Consider the following 16,020-nt stretch of genomic DNA (forward strand, 5'->3'; position numbering starts at 1 on the left):
TGCAGGGTTCGGGAACCGGTCTTCATGCACCACGTTCCCCACATCTGAGGCCGAACCACCTCAGATTATTCCGCACTGCACAAAAAGATTTGGAATGAAGCACGGGTCGTGCTAGATGAATGCCTCACCTGAAGCATTTTGAGACGTTTACGGGGTTGCAACCCTGTTTATCCGGGCCTAGTAGGCCCACGAGTTTGAACTAGAAGAGCTCTAGAGGAGACCAGAAAATGAAGATGCGCAACATTCTCGCCGCTACTGCTGCGATTTCGATGGCCGCTACCCCGGCCCTTGCCACCGCTGCTCCGGCTATCGAGCGCGTCTCGGCTCCGGTCGCTGGCGAAAGCGATTTCGGTGGTGAAACCGGTGGCTCCGCGATCATCCTCGCGATCCTGGCCGCTGCCGCGATTATCGCAGCGATCGTGGTTGCTGCAGATAGCGGCAACGATGACGAGCCGATCAGCAGCTGATCTGGCGACACATTGAATACCAAACGGGGCCTCACGGCCCCGTTTTTTTGTCTGCCGTTTGCTCGGCTGACCGATGTCTCGCAGTGATGCTCACTGGTCGAGGCTTCAAATTGAGGATCCGTGATGCGCGCGTCGGCGCAGCATGCGGAGCTATCGGCGCGTTTCCTGTTCGGCGGGCTTATCGGTCGAACCGCGTCGCTCTCCCAGCCACATGATCGCGAGCGAGCCTTCGAACAGCAGCAGCAGCGGGATCGCCAGGACAATCTGTGAACCCGGATCGGGCGGTGTGACGATTGCCGCGAGGATGAAGACCGCCACAATCACGTAACGTCTGGCACCGATGAGTTGCGCGCGGGTGACTATACCTGCCCGGTTGAGCAGCAGCAGCAGCACCGGCAGCAGGAAACTGATCCCGAAGGCCAGGATGAACTGCATCACCAGGCTGAGATAGTTCCCGGTACCGGGCAGCGCTTCAATCGCAAGCCCGCCAACCGTACCTTCGAAGCCCAGAAACCAGCGAAAGGCTGTTGGCATAACCACATAGTATGCCAGCGCTGCTCCACCCACGAACAAGATCGGCGTTGCGAACAGGAACGGCAGAAAGGCCTTCTTTTCGCGGGCATAGAGCCCTGGCGCGACGAACGCCCACAGCTGGTTGGCGATGACCGGAAAGCTGATGAAGAACGCAGCGAACAGCGCCACCTTCAGTTCGACGAAGAACGCCTCGTAAAGCTGGGTGTAGATCAACTTGCCCTGCCCCTCGGGGAAAGCGGCGGTCAGCGGGCGCACCAGAAAGCCGAAAATCTCATCAGCAAAATAGAGACAGACTGCAAACGCCAGCGCTATCGCGATGATACAGCGGACCAGCCGGCTGCGCAGCTCGATCAGGTGATCAAGCAGCGGCGCCTCGCTCTGGTCAATATCCTTGATCTGAAAAGCCATTGTCCGCCCTTATCCCTCACCGGGCTTGTCAGGCGGCTGCGTTTCGTTCGCCTTGTTGACAGCCGCTTCAGCCGATGCTGCCGGCGGATCGGTCTTTTGCAGTGGCCCCATTTCACCCGCAGGATGCTCGGCCATGATCTTGGCATTGCGTTCGCGCCAGGTCTTTTCCATTTCCTCCATTTCCGCCTCGCGGATCATGGCATCCATCCCAGTGCGGAAATGCGCCGACATCCGGCGGATCTTGCCGATCCAGCGCCCGGCCGTGCGCAAGGCCAGTGGCATGTCCTTGGGGCCGATGGCGATGACCGCCACGATCACGATGACCAGCAGTTCGGTCGCGCCGATGTCAAACATGGGCCGGTTCCGGCGAAACGGGATCAGTTGCGCGCGTCGGTCTTGTCCTGTGGCTGAGCCTCAGCGGAACCGGGTGCAGGCGACTCAATCCGCGCCGCTGGCTTGCGGTCGGCCTCGTCAGGCTCGTTCATGCCCTGCTTGAAGCTTTTGATACCCTTGCCGAAATCTCCCATCATTTCGGAAATCCGCCCCCGGCCGAACAGGACCAGGATGACAAGAGCGATGATGATGAGCTGGACCGGACCGAGCGACATGGCAGTGACCTTTGCGGGAAGCGTGTTGCCGCCAATATAGGCGTTGCCCGGCAGCAGCGCCAGCGGCGAAGTCAATCTTCTTGGGCTTGAGCTCCGGGCGTATCGTTTTGCACCATTGCCTCGTAAACGTCCTCCACCGGATCGAGCAAACCGGCGGCCCGCAAGTCATCAATTCCCGGCAGGTCGCGCCGCGATTCAAGCCCGAAGTGATCGAGGAATTCGGACGTGGTCGCATAGATCACCGGGCGGCCCGGCACTTCCCGCCGTCCGGCAACCCTGACCCAGCCCGCCTCCATCAGCACATCAAGCGTGCCGCCCGAGGTCTGCACGCCGCGGATCGATTCGATTTCCGCCCGGCTTACCGGCTCATGGTAGGCCACGATCGCCAGCACTTCGGTGGCCGCCCTGGACAGCCGCCGGACCTGCTCACGCTCCCGGCGGAGCAAGTGCGCGCAATCCGGTGCGGTTTCGAAATGCCACCGCCCGCCGCGCTCGACCAGCCGGACACCGCGTTCGGCATAATGGGCCGCCAGGCTTTCCAGCGCGGCGCGGACGTCAGCTGCATCAGCGTCGCCCAGATGAACCGCCAGCGCGGCAACGGTCATTGGCTGCTCAGACGCGAAGAGCGTTGCTTCCACCGCTCGCTCGAGCTCGCCAGGTCGCTCGCTCATACCGGGATCCGGCGCAGGCGCAGCGGCCCGAAAGCTTCGTCCTGCCCCAGTTCGGCCTTGCCCGTCCGGGCCAGTTCAAGCGCGGCAACAAAACTCGATGCAAGCGCGGACCGGCGCAGGCGCGGCTCGGCGTGGGGAGGGAGGAATTCCTCCAGCCGCATCCAGTCAAGCGTTAAGCCGAGCATGGCGGAAACCCGGTCGAGCGCGCTTTCAAGCGTCATCACCGGCCGGTTGCGGACCATATGGATCGCTGGCGCGGTGCGCGCCTTGACCTGCCCGTAAGCCTGCACCAGGCTGAACCAGTCGCAGGTCCATTGCAGCTTGCGGTCGATCCGCAACCCTTCCGGAGCGCCGCGCAGGAACACGTCCCGCCCGATCCGGTCACGCGCCATCAACCGGGCGGCAGCATCCCGCATGGCGCCAAGCCGTTGCAGGCGAAGTTGCAGCCGCAGAGCGAGTTCTTCCGGGCTCGGGTCTTCCTGCTCTTCGCGCGGAAGCAGCAGCGCCGACTTGAGGTAGGCCAGCCATGCCGCCATCACCAGATAGTCTGCCGCAAGTTCAAGCCGCAGTTCCCCGGCCCGATCGATGTAGCCGAGGTATTGGTCTACCAGCGCCAGGATCGAAATTTGCCGCAAGTCGACTTTCTGCCGACGGGCCAGATCGAGCAACAGGTCTAGCGGACCTTCCCAGCCGTCAAGTTCGAGATAGAGTGCCTCGTCGTCGCCCGGAGCGGAGGCAGGCCCCGCCCAGTCGTCTGCCTGACCTGCCGTTCCGCCGAGCAGCATCAGGCCTGCGCTGTTCATGCCAGAGTTCCGACCAGAGACAGCAGCTCGTCCCGTTTAGCCAGCAGTTCCGGCTTGCGGGCAGGATCGCCAGCGAGACTGGTGCCGACCAGGGCACGTTCGAGGCGGGCATGGCCAACCTCGCTCAGCCTGGGCAGACGCGCGGTCATGGCGGCCATGTCGTCCATCTTCGCCCAGCAGTTGAGCACCAGATCGCAGCCTGCGGCAATCGCCCTCTCGGCCCGCTCGGCCACCGAGCCGTCGAGGGCCTCCATGTCGATATCATCCGTCAGCAGCAGGCCATCGAACCCGATACTGCCCCGGATGACGGTCTCGACGATCCGGGGTGACAGGGTCGCCGGATTTTCCCTGTCCCAGGCAGTGAACAGCAGATGCCCCGTCATGCCGATGGGGGCGGTGTTGAGGGTGCGAAACGGAGCAAGGTCCATCTCCAGCTCCGCCTCGCTCGCCGTAACCGTAGGCAGGGCCTTGTGGGTATCGGTGGTGGTGCGGCCGTGGCCCGGCATATGCTTGATGCATCCCGCAACACCGGCCCGCGCCAACCCGTCGAGGATGGCGCGCCCGAGCGCGGCGACGCGCATCGGTTCGGAGCCAAGGGCACGGTCACCGATCACATCATGTGCGCCCGGCTGGCGCACATCGAGCGGCGGATGGCAATCGACCGTAATACCCGCTTGGGCGAGTTCGATTCCGATCGCCTGGGCATTGACCCGCGCCGCTTCGATGGCGCTGGCTGGTGCAACGTCATAGAGCGCATCAAACGCAGCGCCGGAAGGAAAGGCGGACCAGTGCGGCGGGCGCAGACGGGCGACCCGCCCCCCTTCCTGGTCGATGCAGATAAACAGCCGCTCACGCCCGTGGATCTCGCGCAGGGTATCCGTCAGCGCGCGCAGCTGCTCCGGGTCCTGGCAATTGCGACCGAACAGGATGTACCCGGCGGGGTCCGCTTCGCGAAAGAAGGCGCGCTCGTCATCCAGCAGGACGGGGCCCGACAGGCCGAAGATTGCAGGCGTCATGAAAAGCAGGTTCGCAGGAAGGGCGGCGGCCTGCAAGCGTTGCGGGCCGCCGCCATGTGCACAAGGGTCAGTTCTTGACCTGGCAGGGAATCGCCTGGGCTTTCAGCCTGGCGCAAAGTGCGTTGGCGGCTGCAAGGTCGCCCGGCACCGCTTGCAGGCGATAGACCGTGCCCGATTCGATCTGTCCTTCCATGATGCGGTATCGCACGCCTTGCAAAACATCGGTCTGGCGGTTGATCGCAGTCCAGCCCGCTTCGGCGGAGGCGCGGCTCGAATAGGCGCCAACCTGCACCCCGACACCGCCGGCCGCTGGCTCAGGCGTCTGCGAACCGGCAGCATTGATGCTCGGGCGCGGTGCAGCGGTGGCTGCCGGAGCAGTCGGGCTGGCCGCGTTATCGGTTGCAAGCCGACCCTCACGGGTCTCGCCTTCGCCGACGCCCGGAGCCACATCGCCCGTGCCTTCAAAGGTCTTGCCGCCGGGATCCTCGGGGCGTTCCTTCATCGGCCCTGCGGGCGCGGCAATGGTGCTGCCGTCAGCAACCAGGTCCGGATCAGGCCGGTTGCTCCACCACCACAGGCCGTAGAGGACCGCACCAATAACCGCGAGACCGATCGCGAAGGTCGCCAGCAGGCGCCCCAGACCGGAGCCTTGCTCCTCATCCTCGTAATCGCCGGACTCAAGCCAGGGGAGCGGTTCGTCATCGGCGGCCAGCGAGAACTCCTCGGTTCCCTCGTCGATCTCGTCCCACTCTTCTTCGCCCAGCGGCTCGTCGCCGTCGCGCTCGCGCCCGTTGTCCCCCAGCCCGATCATGCTCACATCTCCTCGACCGCCTCGACCCCGAGAAGGGCGAGACCATTGCGGATAACCTGCCCGATCTGGGCGGCGAGGAAAAGCCTTGCCCCGGTCAATTGCGGATTCTGTGCCACGATGAACCGCTTTTCCGGGTCATCGTTGCCCATGTTCCAGAATGCGTGGAAGGCGGCTGCCAGATCATAGAGATAGAAGGCCACCCGGTGCGGTTCGCGCGCTTGGGCGGCCGCCTCCACCAGCCGCGGAAACTGCGCCGCCTGCCGCACCAGCCCGCGATCCGCCTCGCCCAGCAGGTCGAGCCCGGCACCATCGGGCATGAAGCCCTCTGCCGCACCCTTGCGCAGCGACGAGCGGATGCGAGCGTGGGCATACTGGACATAGAAGACAGGATTGTCTTTCGACGCTTCGACCACCTTGTCGAAATCGAAGTCCATCTGGGCCTCCGGCTTGCGGGTCAGCATGGTGAAGCGGACCACATCCTTGCCGACCATCTCGACCACATCGGCAAGCGTCACGAAGTTCCCGGAGCGCTTGCTCATCTTGAATGGCTGGCCGCCCTTCAGAAGCTGGACCATCTGGACCAGCTTGACCTCGAACGGCTTGGGCCCAGTCGAATTCGGGCCTTGCCCGCCGGTCAGCGCCGCCACGGCCGCCTTGATCCGCTTGACCGTGCCGGCATGGTCGGCACCCCAGATGTCGACCAGTTCGTCGGCCGTCTGCGCTTTCTGGAAGTGGTATGCCAGATCGGCCCCGAAATAGGTCCAGCTGCCATCGCCCTTGCGGATCGGGCGGTCCTGGTCATCCCCGAAGCGGGTGGCGCGAAACAGCGGCAGTTCAACCGGCTCCCAGTCTTCGGGCGTCTTGCCCTTGGGCGCTTCGAGTTCGCCATCGTAGACCAGGTCCTGCGCGCGCAGCCAGGCTTCCGCCTCCTCCGGCTTGCCAGCGGCTTGCAGTTCGGCCTCGGACGAGAACAGGTCGTGCACGATGCCCAGCTTGGCCAGATCATCCCTGATCATCGCCAGCATGGCCTCGACCGCGCGGGTGCGGAACAGCGCCAGCCATTCGGCTTCCGGCGTATCGGCATAACGCGAACCGAACTCCTCAGCCAGTATCTGTCCGACCGGAACCAGATAGTCACCCGGATACAGCCCTTCGGGGATCTCTCCGACGGCCCGGCCCAGCGCTTCACAGTAACGCAGGTGCACCGAGCGGGCGAGAACGTCGACCTGACCGCCGGCATCGTTGACGTAGTATTCGCGAATGACGCTGTGCCCGGCGAATTCGAGCAGGCTGGCCAGCGCATCGCCGACTACCGCGCCGCGGCAGTGGCCCATATGCATCGGTCCGGTCGGATTGGCCGAGACGTATTCGATGTTCACCGTCCGCCCTGTGCCCATGGTGGAGCGGCCGTAATCAGGCCCCAGATCCGCGATGGCCCGCAGTTCACTGGTCCAGACGCTGTCTGCCAGCCGAAGGTTGATGAAACCCGGCCCGGCAATTTCCGCGCTGACGATATCATCGTCATGCGCCAGCTGGGCCGCGAGCTTTTCCGCCAGCGCCCGCGGGTTCGTGCCGGCGGGCTTGGCCAGGACCATCGCGGCGTTGGTGGACAGATCACCGTGGTCGGGATCGCGCGGCGGCTCGACCGCCACTGCCTGTCGGGGCGTTCCGGCAGGAATGACACCCTCGCCTTCCAGGGCATCGAGCGCGGCGGAAACTTTGGCCGCAAAAGCGGCATGAAGCGTTTTCGGTTCGGACATGCCGCGCGGTTAGCCGACCTGCGCAAAAGCGCAAGATGCGGGCAGGCCTGCCCGCCCGGACCCGATCAGCGCGTAGCGTTGTAGGCGAGCTGCTGCTCGGTCAGCTGGAAGCCGACCAGGAGTTCGAAGGTCGCACGGTTGAGTGCGGCGCGCACCTGAGGATCGGCCAGCGGATCGAGCGCCGCATCGGGATCGCCCGCCTTGCGCCTGCGGGTGATCTGTTCGCGGATGTCGGCAGGCAGGGTCGCTTCGTTGCGATCGACGAAAGCACCGGCCTTGGCGGAGGCGCTGGCCCGTTCCTGTCCGTCGGCAAAGTCGACCGCAACCGTCCCGATCCGCTTGGTCTGGACGGCTGCCCCGCCGCGCAGAACCGTGGCGAAAAAGGGCAGCTCGATCCGCCGCGCACCGCGCGTGTCGGTCCGGCGCACCAGGACATCGAAACTGGCTTCCGAATAGACCCGCGCACCCGAATCGTTGCAGGTGCTGCGAACGTTGGTGATCGCAGCGACGGCATCGATATTCGCAGCGGTGCGGTCACCCGGCGTGCGGAACAGGGTTACATCGCCGGTGTAGTCCGGCACCCCGACTGCCGGGCAGACGCTGCGGACAGCGGTGATGCCGACACCCTCGTCGATCACCAGCTCACCATCGCGCGCGCAGCCTGCCAGAGCGATAGCACAGGCCGAGGCCCAAAGCAGCTTGCGGGTCAATGTCATGCGGTACCGTTCCTCGAATTCATCGTTCGCACGCCCTAGCGGGCCATGCAGCAAAGCGCTAGAGGCGGGTTTATGAACGCGCCCTTGCCTGTCGCCGCCCAGAAGCCTGCCGCTGACCAGAGCGGAGTCCGCTTGCCCCTGACCGTGCTGGTCGCCGCGCCTCGCGGGTTCTGCGCCGGAGTGGACCGCGCGATCGAGATCGTCGAGCGGTCGCTCGAACGCTATGGCGCACCGGTCTATGTCCGGCACGAGATTGTCCACAACCGCTTCGTGGTTGACGGGCTGAAAGCGAAGGGCGCCATCTTCGTCGAGGAGCTGGACGAGGTGCCCGATGGCGCGCCGGTGGTGTTCAGCGCGCACGGCGTGCCCAAGTCTGTCCCTGCCGAGGCGCAGCGGCGCGGCCTTGCCTACCTCGATGCCACCTGTCCGCTGGTCAGCAAGGTCCACCGACAGGCCGAGCGGCACATCGAGAAAGACCTGCACATCGTGTTCGTGGGGCATGAAGGCCATCCCGAAGTCATCGGCACCATGGGCCAGGTTCCCGAAGGATGGATGACTCTGGTCGAAACCGTGGACGATGTCGCCAGGCTCGATTTTGCCGCAGACGCGCCGCTGTCGTTCCTCACCCAGACCACCCTGTCGGTCGATGACACCGCCGATATCATTGCCGCCTTGCAGGCAAAGTATCCGCACATCGTTGGCCCCAAGGCAGAGGACATCTGCTACGCCACCTCCAACCGCCAGGCAGCGGTGAAGGCCATTGCGCCGGACAGCGACCTGGTGCTGGTAATCGGCGCGCCCAATTCGTCCAACTCGCTGCGCCTGGTTGAAGTGGCTGAGCGCTGCGGGACCCCGGGCCGTCTGATCCAGCGCGCCAGCGAGATTGATCGCGAATGGCTCGAAGGCGTGCATACTCTTGGCCTCACTGCCGGTGCATCGGCGCCCGAAACGCTGGTCCGCGAAGTGATCGACCGGCTCACCGAATGGCGCGACGTCGAAGAACATACCCTGGTGACTGCCGAGGAGAAGATGGTCTTCAAGCTGCCGCGCCAGCTGACCGACTAAGCGGCTTGTGGCTGTTTACACCCACCTCGGCGCGGAAGACCTCGCAGAGCTGATCGCCGCCTACGATGTCGGTGAACTGCTCTCGGCCAAGGGCATTGCCGAAGGTGTGTCCAATTCCAACTGGCTGCTGGAAACCACGCAGGGCCGGTTCATCCTGACTATGTACGAGCGTCGGATCGACCTGGCCGACTTGCCGTTTTTTCTCGGCCTGCTCGATCATCTCGCCGCCAGAGGCTGCCCGGTCCCCCGGACCATCCATGATCGTGGCGGAGCGGCCTTCCGGATGCTGGGCGGCAAGGCCGTGGCACTGATAGAATTCCTGCCCGGTGTCTCGGTGGACCGGCCCACCGCCGATCAGGCCCGCAGCGTCGGGGCAGTCCTCGCCCGGATGCATCTTGCCTCGACCGACATGGCGGACGGGCGCGAGAACGTGCTTGGCCCCGACATGTCGGCACACGTCCTGGCAGGGTGCGGCGCCGTTGCTCTGGCAGGGATCGACCATGACCTGCCGCGCGCGATCGGCGTCGCGGCAGAGGTCGCCTCACGCTGGCCCGGTGAATTGCCGCGCTCGGTGATCCATTCCGATCTCTTCCCGGACAACGTGCTGATGCTCGGCAGCAAGGTGTCGGGCCTGATCGACTTCTACTTCGCCTGCACCGACATGATGGCCTACGATCTGGCTGTCACCCACGCAGCGTGGAGCTTTACCGCCGGTGGCGCGCGGCATCGCGCGGACGTGGGGCAGGCGCTGCTTGAAGGCTACGAAAGCGTCCGTCCGCTGGAACCGGCCGAGCGGGAGGCCATGCCACTGTTGGCACAGGGTGCCTGCCTCAGGTTTATTTCCAGCCGCGCGCAGGACTGGCTCGATACGCCGCCGGAAGCATTGGTGACGCGCAAGGATCCGATGGACTTCATGCGCCGCCTCGATTTCTATCGTAGCTCGGGCGCGGCCGCGTTTGCTCCGCCAGCCCGGGCCTCATCCCGATGAAGAAGGTCGATCTCTTCACCGACGGTGCCTGCAAGGGCAATCCCGGCCCCGGAGGCTGGGCCGCGTTGCTCCGGATGGGGCGTCATGAGAAGGAACTGGTCGGCGGCGAGGTACTCACCACCAACAACCGGATGGAAATGAGTGCGGTGATCAAAGGACTCAACGCCCTGATCGAACCGTGTGTGGTGACCGTGCACACCGACAGCCGCTACGTGATTGACGGCATGACCAAGTGGATCGACGGCTGGAAGAAGCGCGGCTGGGTCAATGCCAGCAAACAGCCGGTCAAGAATGCCGATCTGTGGCACGACCTGATTGCGGCTGCAGCCCGACACAAGGTCGACTGGCAATGGGTCAAGGGCCACAATGGCCACGTCGAGAACGAACGTGTCGATGTCCTCGCAAGCGACGAGGCTGACCGGCAGGCGCGGAGCCGGGGACGCTAGGCACCCCGCTCCGCGCGTATCGGCAACTAGCTGTTGTCTTCGACCGGCGCGCCGGGGCCGTTCTTTTTCATCGAATCGATGGCGTTCTGAGCGGATGCCTTGCTCGAATACCCTTCAGTGGAAAACATCGTTTCCGAATTGTATTTGAAGCGCACGCGGAACTCGCCTGCCTTGTCCTTGTAGATCTCAAACTTGTGAGCCATTTCAGCAACCTCCCGTTCCATCAGTGGAGGGAGCACCCTACCCGCGTTGGCCAGAATTGCCAGCCTTTCTCAGCCGAAGCGGGCGGGATCGTAGAGTCGGGGGTCGAGCCCTTCGGTCATGGCATCGCGTGGGTGGCCGAGCAGCAACTGCCGCGCCAGCCGGGCTGCTGCGGGCGAGGTCTGGATGCCATAGCCGCCCTGCCCCGCAAACCAGAAGAACCCTTCCACCTCGGGGTCGAAGCCATAGACCGGGCAACGGTCCGGTGCGAAGCTGCGCAGCCCGGCCCACTTGTGTTCGACAGCCTCGATCCGCCAGTCAACCACGTGTTGCAGGCGGTCGATCGCTTCGGCCACGGCGAGTTCCTCGGGCGCGGCATCGCAGGGCGGCGAAGGCTCTTCGTCGTGCGGGCTGAGCCATAGCCGGCCACTTTCCGGCTTGAAGTAGAACGAGCCGGCAATGTCGAGCACCAGCGGAAGATCAGCCGAGGGCGCGGGGTCCACCCGCAGTTGCACCACTGTCCGCCGCAAGGGCTGGATGCCGAGCGCGCGCGCTCCGGCAATCTCCGCCAGTTGATCGGCCCACGCTCCCGCGGCGTTGACCACTGTCCGGGCCAGGAACTGTTCGCCCCGCCCGGTCTCTATCCGCCAGAGATCTCCCTCGCGTGAAAGTGCGGCGACTTGTGCCCGCACAACCAGCTCTGCCCCGTGCGCCACCATCGCCTTAAGATAGTGCGCGTGCAGGCCCGCCACGTCGATATCGGCGCAGGCAGGCTCCCAGATGGCACCGGTCCAGTCTGGCCGGACGCCGGGAAGCCTTGCTGCCAGCCCGGCGCGATCGACCCGCTCGATCGTCACGCCCGTTGGCCCGAACCGGTCCATGAACCCGTCAAGCTCGGCCGTGTCGCCGTCACGCCCGATATAGAGCGCGCCCCGTTCAGCCAGAAAGCCGCCGCGGCGCAGATAAGGGCCGGAGGCCAGGGTGAGCGGCACGATTTCGGGCCCGCCGTAGCACTCTTCCCAGAAGGCGGCGGAGCGCCCGGTCGAATGGTAGCCCGGCCGGTCTTCCGCCTCCAGAACCAGCACCCGTGCATGGGGCGCAAGTTCGGCAGCCAGACTGGCCCCGGCGATCCCCGCCCCGACCACTGCAATATCATACGTGCTCATCAGCTCTATCCGCTGGCCGCAACCGCATGGTCGAGAAACGCGTCGATTGCCGCCATCGCCCGATCCCGCACCGGATCAGCCTCGCGCAGGATTTCGTGCCGCGATCCGGCCCCGAACCGCACCAGTTCGCCCTGTGGCAGACGGGCAGCGGCTCGCTCGATCGCCCTCATGTCGACCAGCCGGTCATTTTCTGCTCCCAGCAGCAGCACCGGGGTTTGCACGCGCTCCAGCACGCCCGGCCGGTTAAGGACGCGCGTCGAAGCGTAGGCTCGTTCGACCCAGCCCCAGCTGCCCGGCCCCATCACCAGTTCGGGCCGCGCGTCGCGCCACCACAGCTCGTCGGCATAGCGGACAGGGTCGTGGGTCAGCAGAGTGATGCGCGAGGCTGGCACCTGCCCCGGCTTCTCGCTCCATTTCCACGCTGGCCGGGCCGCATCGCCCAGCCTCTTCATCAGGCGGGCCGCGCCATGCATCACCGGCAAGGGCAGGACCGTGCCAAAAAATCCGAGCATCGGCGCGGACAGCACCACGGCAGCAGGATCGACCCGGCCTTCCGTCAGAGCGCGCAGCACCAGATGCCCGCCCATCGAGTGCCCGGCCAGCACGTGCGGCCCGGGCCGCGTCTCCTTCCATTGCGACCACAACAGAGCCAGATCGTTCACCCAATCGGCAAAGTCGCTGACATGCCCGGTCACCGGATCGTTGCCGAGGCGACCCGAACCCGCCTGACCGCGCCAGTCGGATGCGGACACCGCCCAGCCGGCGCGGTGCCATTGTTCCAGCGTTTCCAGGTATTTCTCGTAGCAGTCGCCCCGCCCTGGGAGGAACAGGATGGAGCCGCGCGGAGCCTCAGGCACCGGCCAGTCGATCCGGCGGATCGGCCAGCCGTCGCTTGCCTGCCAGCGGCTTTCGATGGCGTGCGCGGGGATGGCACGGCGATCAATCGGGGTATGGTTCATCCGGGCTTTGCCTGCTTGCCTAACGCTGGCCTCAACGGGGTGGTTACTTTTTGGTAAGCCATCGCCTGTAGCACCAGCCTCCTAAGGGGACCTTTGGGGGCATCATGCTGGACGGTTATCTCCACTACGGGCTGCTCTGCGGCTTGGCAATCGCACTGGTTGTTGCCGCAGTCACCGATCTCAGGCGGCGTCAGATCGACAACTGGCTGAACGGCGCGATCGTGCTGGGCGCGCCGCTGTTCTGGTGGTCGTCAGGCTATGCGCTCTGGCCGGACGTGGCCATGCAGTTCGGCGTGGCGGTGGCGGCTTTCGTGGTGCTGGCCGTCCTGTTCGCCCTGCGCATGATGGGTGGCGGCGACGTCAAGCTGCTCACCGCTCTCGCGCTGTGGATCGAGCCGACCTGGTTCCTCAAGCTTCTGATCGTGATGGCGCTGGCGGGCGGTGTGCTCACCGTGGTGCTGGGCGTGCGCCACGTGATGAAACGGCGGCGCGACAAGCTGGCCGTGCCTTACGGCGTGGCCATTTCCGCGGCCGGCCTGTGGGTACTGGGCACGCACTACCTGCCGCTGGCGGGCGCCAGTCTCGGAACGGGGTGAACCCGATTTTAACCAGTCACGGATTAACGACACAAACTACACCTGCCCGCAACTGCCGGGCTGAACAGGGGGCTTGAATAGCCATGGACAGGAAAAAGCTGGTTCTGCTGCTGGGGGCACTGGTCATCGCGATCGGTACGGCGCTCATCGCGCGGAGCATGTTTGCCGGGGCAGCGACCCCGCAGGCCGAGGCAGTGCCGCAGAAGCCGGTGGGGCCCAAGGTGCTGGTGTCGAACCGTGCCCTGCCAGTCGGCACGATCATCACCGCCGATGCGATCGGTTTCCAGCAATGGCCGGAAGAGCTGGTGCAGGATGCCTATTTCATCGACGGCGAATCCGACATCAGCAAGCTGATCGGCACCGTTGTCCGCTTTCCCATTACTGCAGGCGAGCCGGTAACCCAGGGCTCGCTGGTGGCCCCTGGCGACCGCGGCTTCCTGGCCGCAGCGCTCGGCCCCGGGATGCGCGCCGTCACGGTGCCTGTGTCGGCCAAGACCGGCGTTGCCGGGTTCGTCTTCCCGGGTGACCGGGTCGACCTCGTGCTGACTCAGACGGTCAAGGGCGATGGCGGCAGCGAAGGGCTCAAGGCTTCCGAAACCATCCTGCGCAACTTGCGGGTCCTCGCAACCGACCAGTCGACCGAAAGCACCTCGGACGAACAGGGCCGCACCGTGGTCCGTGCATTCCGCACCGTGACGCTCGAAGTGACCCCGAAGATCGCGGAGAAGGTCGCAGTCGCGCAGACCATCGGAACGCTCAGCCTGTCGCTGCGCTCGATCTCCGACAACCAGAGCGAGCTGGAGCGGGCCATCGCATCGGGCGACGTGAAGATCCCCGACAATGCCACGCCTGAACAGGAAGAGAAGCTGCTGCGCCAGGCCATGGCCCGCCCGATCGACAAGGGTGCCAGCTTCGTGACCGGCGGCGACGTATCGCGCTTCCAGCGCACGTCGATGCCGCCGCAGCGCCAGACCGGATCGGCTCCGGCACCGGAAATGGCCGTGTCCGGCGCACCAGCGGCCCAGCCGACCGTGCCCAAGGGCCCGACCGTGCGGGTTACCCGCGGCAAGATTACCACTGAAGAAGCCATCGGCAAGACCGGCGGCGGACGCTGAGGGGGGAACCATGAGCAACCACACCAACAGCTTCCGCACCGAACCGGCCCGTAACGGCCAATCGAAGGGCAAGAGCATGAAATATCGCCTGACCACCACCGCGCTGCTTGCCAGCCTCGCCCTGGCCCCGCTGGCCTCGGTCGGCACCGGCGCGGCCTTTGCCCAGGCGGTTGTCAAACCGGCCCAGACGATTGTGCTTTCGATCGGGCGCGGCGAGCTGATCAGCGTGCCCGGCAACATGGCCGACGTCTTCATCGCCAACGACGGCATTGCCGACGTGCAGGTGAAATCGTCCCGCCAGCTCTATGTCTTCGGCAAGACCGGCGGCGAGACGACCGTCTATGCGAGCAACGCTGCCGGCGACATTGTCTGGTCAGCCAATGTCCGCGTGGGCAACAACATCGGCAGCGTCGACCAGATGCTGGCGCTGGCCATGCCCGAAGCGAAGATCGCGGTCTCGACCATGGGCACCAACACAGTGCTGCTGACCGGCATCATCGCCGCACCGGAAGATGCGGCTGAAGCCGAGCGCCTGGTCCAGGCCTTCGTCGGTGAAGAGACGAACGTGATCAGCCGCCTGAAGATGGCGACCCCGCTGCAGGTCAACCTGCAGGTGCGCTTCGCTGAAGTCAGCCGCTCGCTGGTTCGCGAGATCGGCACCAATCTGACCACGATTGACGGCAGCAGCGGAATTCAGTTCGGGGTCGGCCAGGGCCGCACCGGCTTCTCTTCGACGTTTCGCCCCGGCACCGCCACTGGCGTAGGCAACCAGGTGCGTGTCCTGGTTCCGGACATCAACAACCCCGGCCAGTTTGTCGAAGTGCCCGGCACGTCGGTCAATCCGATCGTTGGCGGAACCACCCTGGGTCTAGCCACCAAGTTCCTCGGCCTCGACCTGCTCGGCGCGCTGGACCTGGGCGAGCAGAACGGCCTGGTTACCACTCTGTCGCAGCCCAACCTGACGGCCCTTTCGGGCGAAACGGCCGAATTCCTGGCCGGCGGCGAATTCCCGATCCCGATCAGCCAGGGCCTCGGCACCACGGCTATCGAGTATCGCAAGTTCGGGGTCAGCCTGGCCTACACGCCGGTGGTGCTTTCGAACGGACGGATCTCGATCCGCGTGCGCCCGGAAGTCTCCGAATTGTCGAGTCAGGGTGCGGTTACCCTGAACGGCTTCCAGATCCCGGCCCTGACCATCCGCCGGGCGGAAACCACCGTGGAGCTGGGCTCCGGCCAGAGCTTCATGATTGCCGGCCTGATGAGCAGCAACGCGCAGAGCACGATCGACAAGGCACCCGGCGCGGGCGACGTGCCGATCCTGGGCAACCTGTTCCGCTCGCGCTCGTTCCGGAAGGGCGAAACCGAGCTGGTGATCGTGGTGACCCCCTATCTGGTCAATCCGGTCAGCGACGGCGACATCAAGCTGCCGACTGACGGTTTCCACGCCGCCAGCGAGCTCGAAAGCCTGCTCGGCTTCCGCGACAATGCCGGCAAGAGCGGCGAAAGCCGGCCGATGCCGTCCGCGCAGGACCGTGATGGCACGCCCCCCGCCGTCTCCCGGATTGATCCGGCAGCGGTGCTGCCCGGCGCACAGTCTGCCGAGCCGAAGCGTTCCGCCGACCGGAAACCGAAGAACAAGGGCAGCGAGGGCAAGGACGTCGCTGTCGCCCCCGGCTTCAGCCTCTAACGA

Annotated in this window: 19 protein-coding genes; 7 read left to right on the forward strand and 12 right to left on the reverse strand. The window is 65.2% G+C overall.

Translation table 11 applies throughout. The annotated features are described in order from the left end of the window. Positions 1-227: 227 nt before the first annotated feature. The gene (locus tag U4960_RS13925) at positions 228-467 is read left to right on the forward strand and encodes a hypothetical protein (RefSeq protein ID WP_324261232.1); all 240 of its coding nucleotides are present in this window, start codon (positions 228-230) and stop codon (positions 465-467) included. A 150-nt stretch (positions 468-617) separates the two neighbouring features. On the opposite strand, the gene tatC is transcribed toward U4960_RS13925, so the two are convergent. The 9 genes from tatC to U4960_RS13970 form a co-directional block, all read right to left on the reverse strand. Beyond that, positions 618-1,409 carry a twin-arginine translocase subunit TatC gene (gene tatC / locus U4960_RS13930; protein WP_324261233.1) on the reverse strand — a complete coding sequence of 264 codons (792 nt, stop codon included), beginning with the start codon at positions 1,407-1,409 and terminating at the stop codon, positions 618-620. Between the two features lie 9 nt (positions 1,410-1,418). Then, entirely contained in the window at positions 1,419-1,763 is a 345-nt protein-coding gene (tatB, locus tag U4960_RS13935) for a Sec-independent protein translocase protein TatB (protein ID WP_324261234.1), read from the reverse strand. Positions 1,764-1,786: 23 nt separating this feature from the next. After that, on the reverse strand, positions 1,787-2,017 hold the full coding sequence (gene tatA / locus U4960_RS13940; protein WP_324263114.1) for a twin-arginine translocase TatA/TatE family subunit: 231 nt from the start codon (positions 2,015-2,017) through the stop codon (positions 1,787-1,789). Positions 2,018-2,088: 71 nt separating this feature from the next. Further along, the gene (gene scpB / locus U4960_RS13945) at positions 2,089-2,688 is read right to left on the reverse strand and encodes an SMC-Scp complex subunit ScpB (RefSeq protein WP_324261235.1); all 600 of its coding nucleotides are present in this window, start codon (positions 2,686-2,688) and stop codon (positions 2,089-2,091) included. Then, positions 2,685-3,491 carry a segregation and condensation protein A gene (locus tag U4960_RS13950; protein ID WP_416379072.1) on the reverse strand — a complete coding sequence of 269 codons (807 nt, stop codon included), beginning with the start codon at positions 3,489-3,491 and terminating at the stop codon, positions 2,685-2,687. Before U4960_RS13950 ends, scpB begins: the two co-directional genes overlap by 4 nt. Then, complete coding sequence (gene nagZ / locus U4960_RS13955) at positions 3,488-4,507, reverse strand: beta-N-acetylhexosaminidase (protein ID WP_324261236.1); 1,020 nt, start codon at positions 4,505-4,507, stop codon at positions 3,488-3,490. The genes U4960_RS13950 and nagZ overlap by 4 nt, the downstream gene beginning before the upstream one ends. 67 nt (positions 4,508-4,574) lie before the next feature. Then, the gene (locus U4960_RS13960) at positions 4,575-5,318 is read right to left on the reverse strand and encodes an SPOR domain-containing protein (protein WP_324261237.1); all 744 of its coding nucleotides are present in this window, start codon (positions 5,316-5,318) and stop codon (positions 4,575-4,577) included. Positions 5,319-5,320: 2 nt separating this feature from the next. Then, complete coding sequence (gene argS, locus U4960_RS13965; RefSeq protein WP_324261238.1) at positions 5,321-7,078, reverse strand: arginine--tRNA ligase; 1,758 nt, start codon at positions 7,076-7,078, stop codon at positions 5,321-5,323. Positions 7,079-7,143: 65 nt separating this feature from the next. Further along, complete coding sequence (locus tag U4960_RS13970) at positions 7,144-7,794, reverse strand: hypothetical protein (protein ID WP_324261239.1); 651 nt, start codon at positions 7,792-7,794, stop codon at positions 7,144-7,146. 72 nt (positions 7,795-7,866) lie between these two features. On the opposite strand from U4960_RS13970, the gene ispH reads away from it, so the two are divergent. From ispH to rnhA, 3 genes are read left to right on the forward strand one after another with little or no spacing between them, the layout of a single operon-like run. Then, entirely contained in the window at positions 7,867-8,859 is a 993-nt protein-coding gene (gene ispH, locus U4960_RS13975) for a 4-hydroxy-3-methylbut-2-enyl diphosphate reductase (RefSeq protein ID WP_324261240.1), read from the forward strand. A 7-nt stretch (positions 8,860-8,866) separates the two neighbouring features. After that, a complete protein-coding gene (gene thrB, locus U4960_RS13980; RefSeq protein ID WP_324261241.1) occupies positions 8,867-9,847 on the forward strand; it encodes a homoserine kinase in 981 nt (326 codons plus the stop codon). Then, positions 9,844-10,293, forward strand: coding sequence for a ribonuclease HI (gene rnhA, locus U4960_RS13985; RefSeq protein WP_324261242.1), 450 nt, complete (start codon positions 9,844-9,846; stop codon positions 10,291-10,293). The genes thrB and rnhA overlap by 4 nt, the downstream gene beginning before the upstream one ends. Positions 10,294-10,319: 26 nt before the next feature. On the opposite strand, the gene U4960_RS13990 is transcribed toward rnhA, so the two are convergent. From U4960_RS13990 to U4960_RS14000, 3 genes are all read right to left on the reverse strand, one after another. Continuing rightward, entirely contained in the window at positions 10,320-10,496 is a 177-nt protein-coding gene (locus U4960_RS13990; protein WP_324263116.1) for a YegP family protein, read from the reverse strand. Between the two features lie 69 nt (positions 10,497-10,565). Next, positions 10,566-11,660 (reverse strand): NAD(P)/FAD-dependent oxidoreductase, encoded by a 1,095-nt coding sequence (locus U4960_RS13995; RefSeq protein ID WP_324261243.1) that lies wholly within the window; start codon positions 11,658-11,660, stop codon positions 10,566-10,568. A gap of 5 nt (positions 11,661-11,665) precedes the next feature. Then, the gene (locus U4960_RS14000) at positions 11,666-12,619 is read right to left on the reverse strand and encodes an alpha/beta hydrolase (RefSeq protein WP_324261244.1); all 954 of its coding nucleotides are present in this window, start codon (positions 12,617-12,619) and stop codon (positions 11,666-11,668) included. A gap of 104 nt (positions 12,620-12,723) precedes the next feature. On the opposite strand from U4960_RS14000, the gene U4960_RS14005 reads away from it, so the two are divergent. The 3 genes from U4960_RS14005 to U4960_RS14015 all read left to right on the forward strand — a co-directional run bounded on the left by U4960_RS14005 (position 12,724) and on the right by U4960_RS14015 (position 16,017). Next, positions 12,724-13,215, forward strand: a complete 492-nt coding sequence (locus U4960_RS14005) for an A24 family peptidase (RefSeq protein ID WP_324261245.1) — start codon at positions 12,724-12,726, stop codon at positions 13,213-13,215. A gap of 83 nt (positions 13,216-13,298) precedes the next feature. Then, positions 13,299-14,330 carry a Flp pilus assembly protein CpaB gene (gene cpaB, locus U4960_RS14010; protein ID WP_324261246.1) on the forward strand — a complete coding sequence of 344 codons (1,032 nt, stop codon included), beginning with the start codon at positions 13,299-13,301 and terminating at the stop codon, positions 14,328-14,330. Positions 14,331-14,340: 10 nt separating this feature from the next. Continuing rightward, positions 14,341-16,017: a type II and III secretion system protein family protein gene (locus tag U4960_RS14015; protein ID WP_416379073.1), complete on the forward strand. Its 1,677-nt coding sequence runs from the start codon at positions 14,341-14,343 to the stop codon at positions 16,015-16,017. Positions 16,018-16,020: the final 3 nt, after the last annotated feature.

The sequence above is a fragment of the Altererythrobacter sp. H2 genome (assembly GCF_035319885.1).
GTDB lineage: Bacteria > Pseudomonadota > Alphaproteobacteria > Sphingomonadales > Sphingomonadaceae > 34-65-8.

Bases quoted from the DNA above. Each gene is read 5' to 3' on its own strand.
- U4960_RS13950 (WP_416379072.1), bottom strand. From the start codon at position 3,491: ATGAACAGCGCAGGCCTGATGCTGCTCGGCGGAACGGCAGGTCAGGCA.
- tatA (WP_324263114.1), bottom strand. From the start codon at position 2,017: ATGTCGCTCGGTCCGGTCCAGCTCATCATCATCGCTCTTGTCATCCTG.
- U4960_RS13995 (WP_324261243.1), bottom strand. From the start codon at position 11,660: ATGAGCACGTATGATATTGCAGTGGTCGGGGCGGGGATCGCCGGGGCC.
- tatB (WP_324261234.1), bottom strand. From the start codon at position 1,763: ATGTTTGACATCGGCGCGACCGAACTGCTGGTCATCGTGATCGTGGCG.
- U4960_RS13990 (WP_324263116.1), bottom strand. From the start codon at position 10,496: ATGGCTCACAAGTTTGAGATCTACAAGGACAAGGCAGGCGAGTTCCGC.
- U4960_RS14005 (WP_324261245.1), top strand. From the start codon at position 12,724: ATGCTGGACGGTTATCTCCACTACGGGCTGCTCTGCGGCTTGGCAATC.
- U4960_RS13960 (WP_324261237.1), bottom strand. From the start codon at position 5,318: ATGATCGGGCTGGGGGACAACGGGCGCGAGCGCGACGGCGACGAGCCG.
- tatC (WP_324261233.1), bottom strand. From the start codon at position 1,409: ATGGCTTTTCAGATCAAGGATATTGACCAGAGCGAGGCGCCGCTGCTT.
- scpB (WP_324261235.1), bottom strand. From the start codon at position 2,688: ATGAGCGAGCGACCTGGCGAGCTCGAGCGAGCGGTGGAAGCAACGCTC.
- U4960_RS14000 (WP_324261244.1), bottom strand. From the start codon at position 12,619: ATGAACCATACCCCGATTGATCGCCGTGCCATCCCCGCGCACGCCATC.
- nagZ (WP_324261236.1), bottom strand. From the start codon at position 4,507: ATGACGCCTGCAATCTTCGGCCTGTCGGGCCCCGTCCTGCTGGATGAC.
- U4960_RS14015 (WP_416379073.1), top strand. From the start codon at position 14,341: ATGAGCAACCACACCAACAGCTTCCGCACCGAACCGGCCCGTAACGGC.
- U4960_RS13970 (WP_324261239.1), bottom strand. From the start codon at position 7,794: ATGACATTGACCCGCAAGCTGCTTTGGGCCTCGGCCTGTGCTATCGCT.
- ispH (WP_324261240.1), top strand. From the start codon at position 7,867: ATGAACGCGCCCTTGCCTGTCGCCGCCCAGAAGCCTGCCGCTGACCAG.
- U4960_RS13925 (WP_324261232.1), top strand. From the start codon at position 228: ATGAAGATGCGCAACATTCTCGCCGCTACTGCTGCGATTTCGATGGCC.
- rnhA (WP_324261242.1), top strand. From the start codon at position 9,844: ATGAAGAAGGTCGATCTCTTCACCGACGGTGCCTGCAAGGGCAATCCC.
- cpaB (WP_324261246.1), top strand. From the start codon at position 13,299: ATGGACAGGAAAAAGCTGGTTCTGCTGCTGGGGGCACTGGTCATCGCG.
- argS (WP_324261238.1), bottom strand. From the start codon at position 7,078: ATGTCCGAACCGAAAACGCTTCATGCCGCTTTTGCGGCCAAAGTTTCC.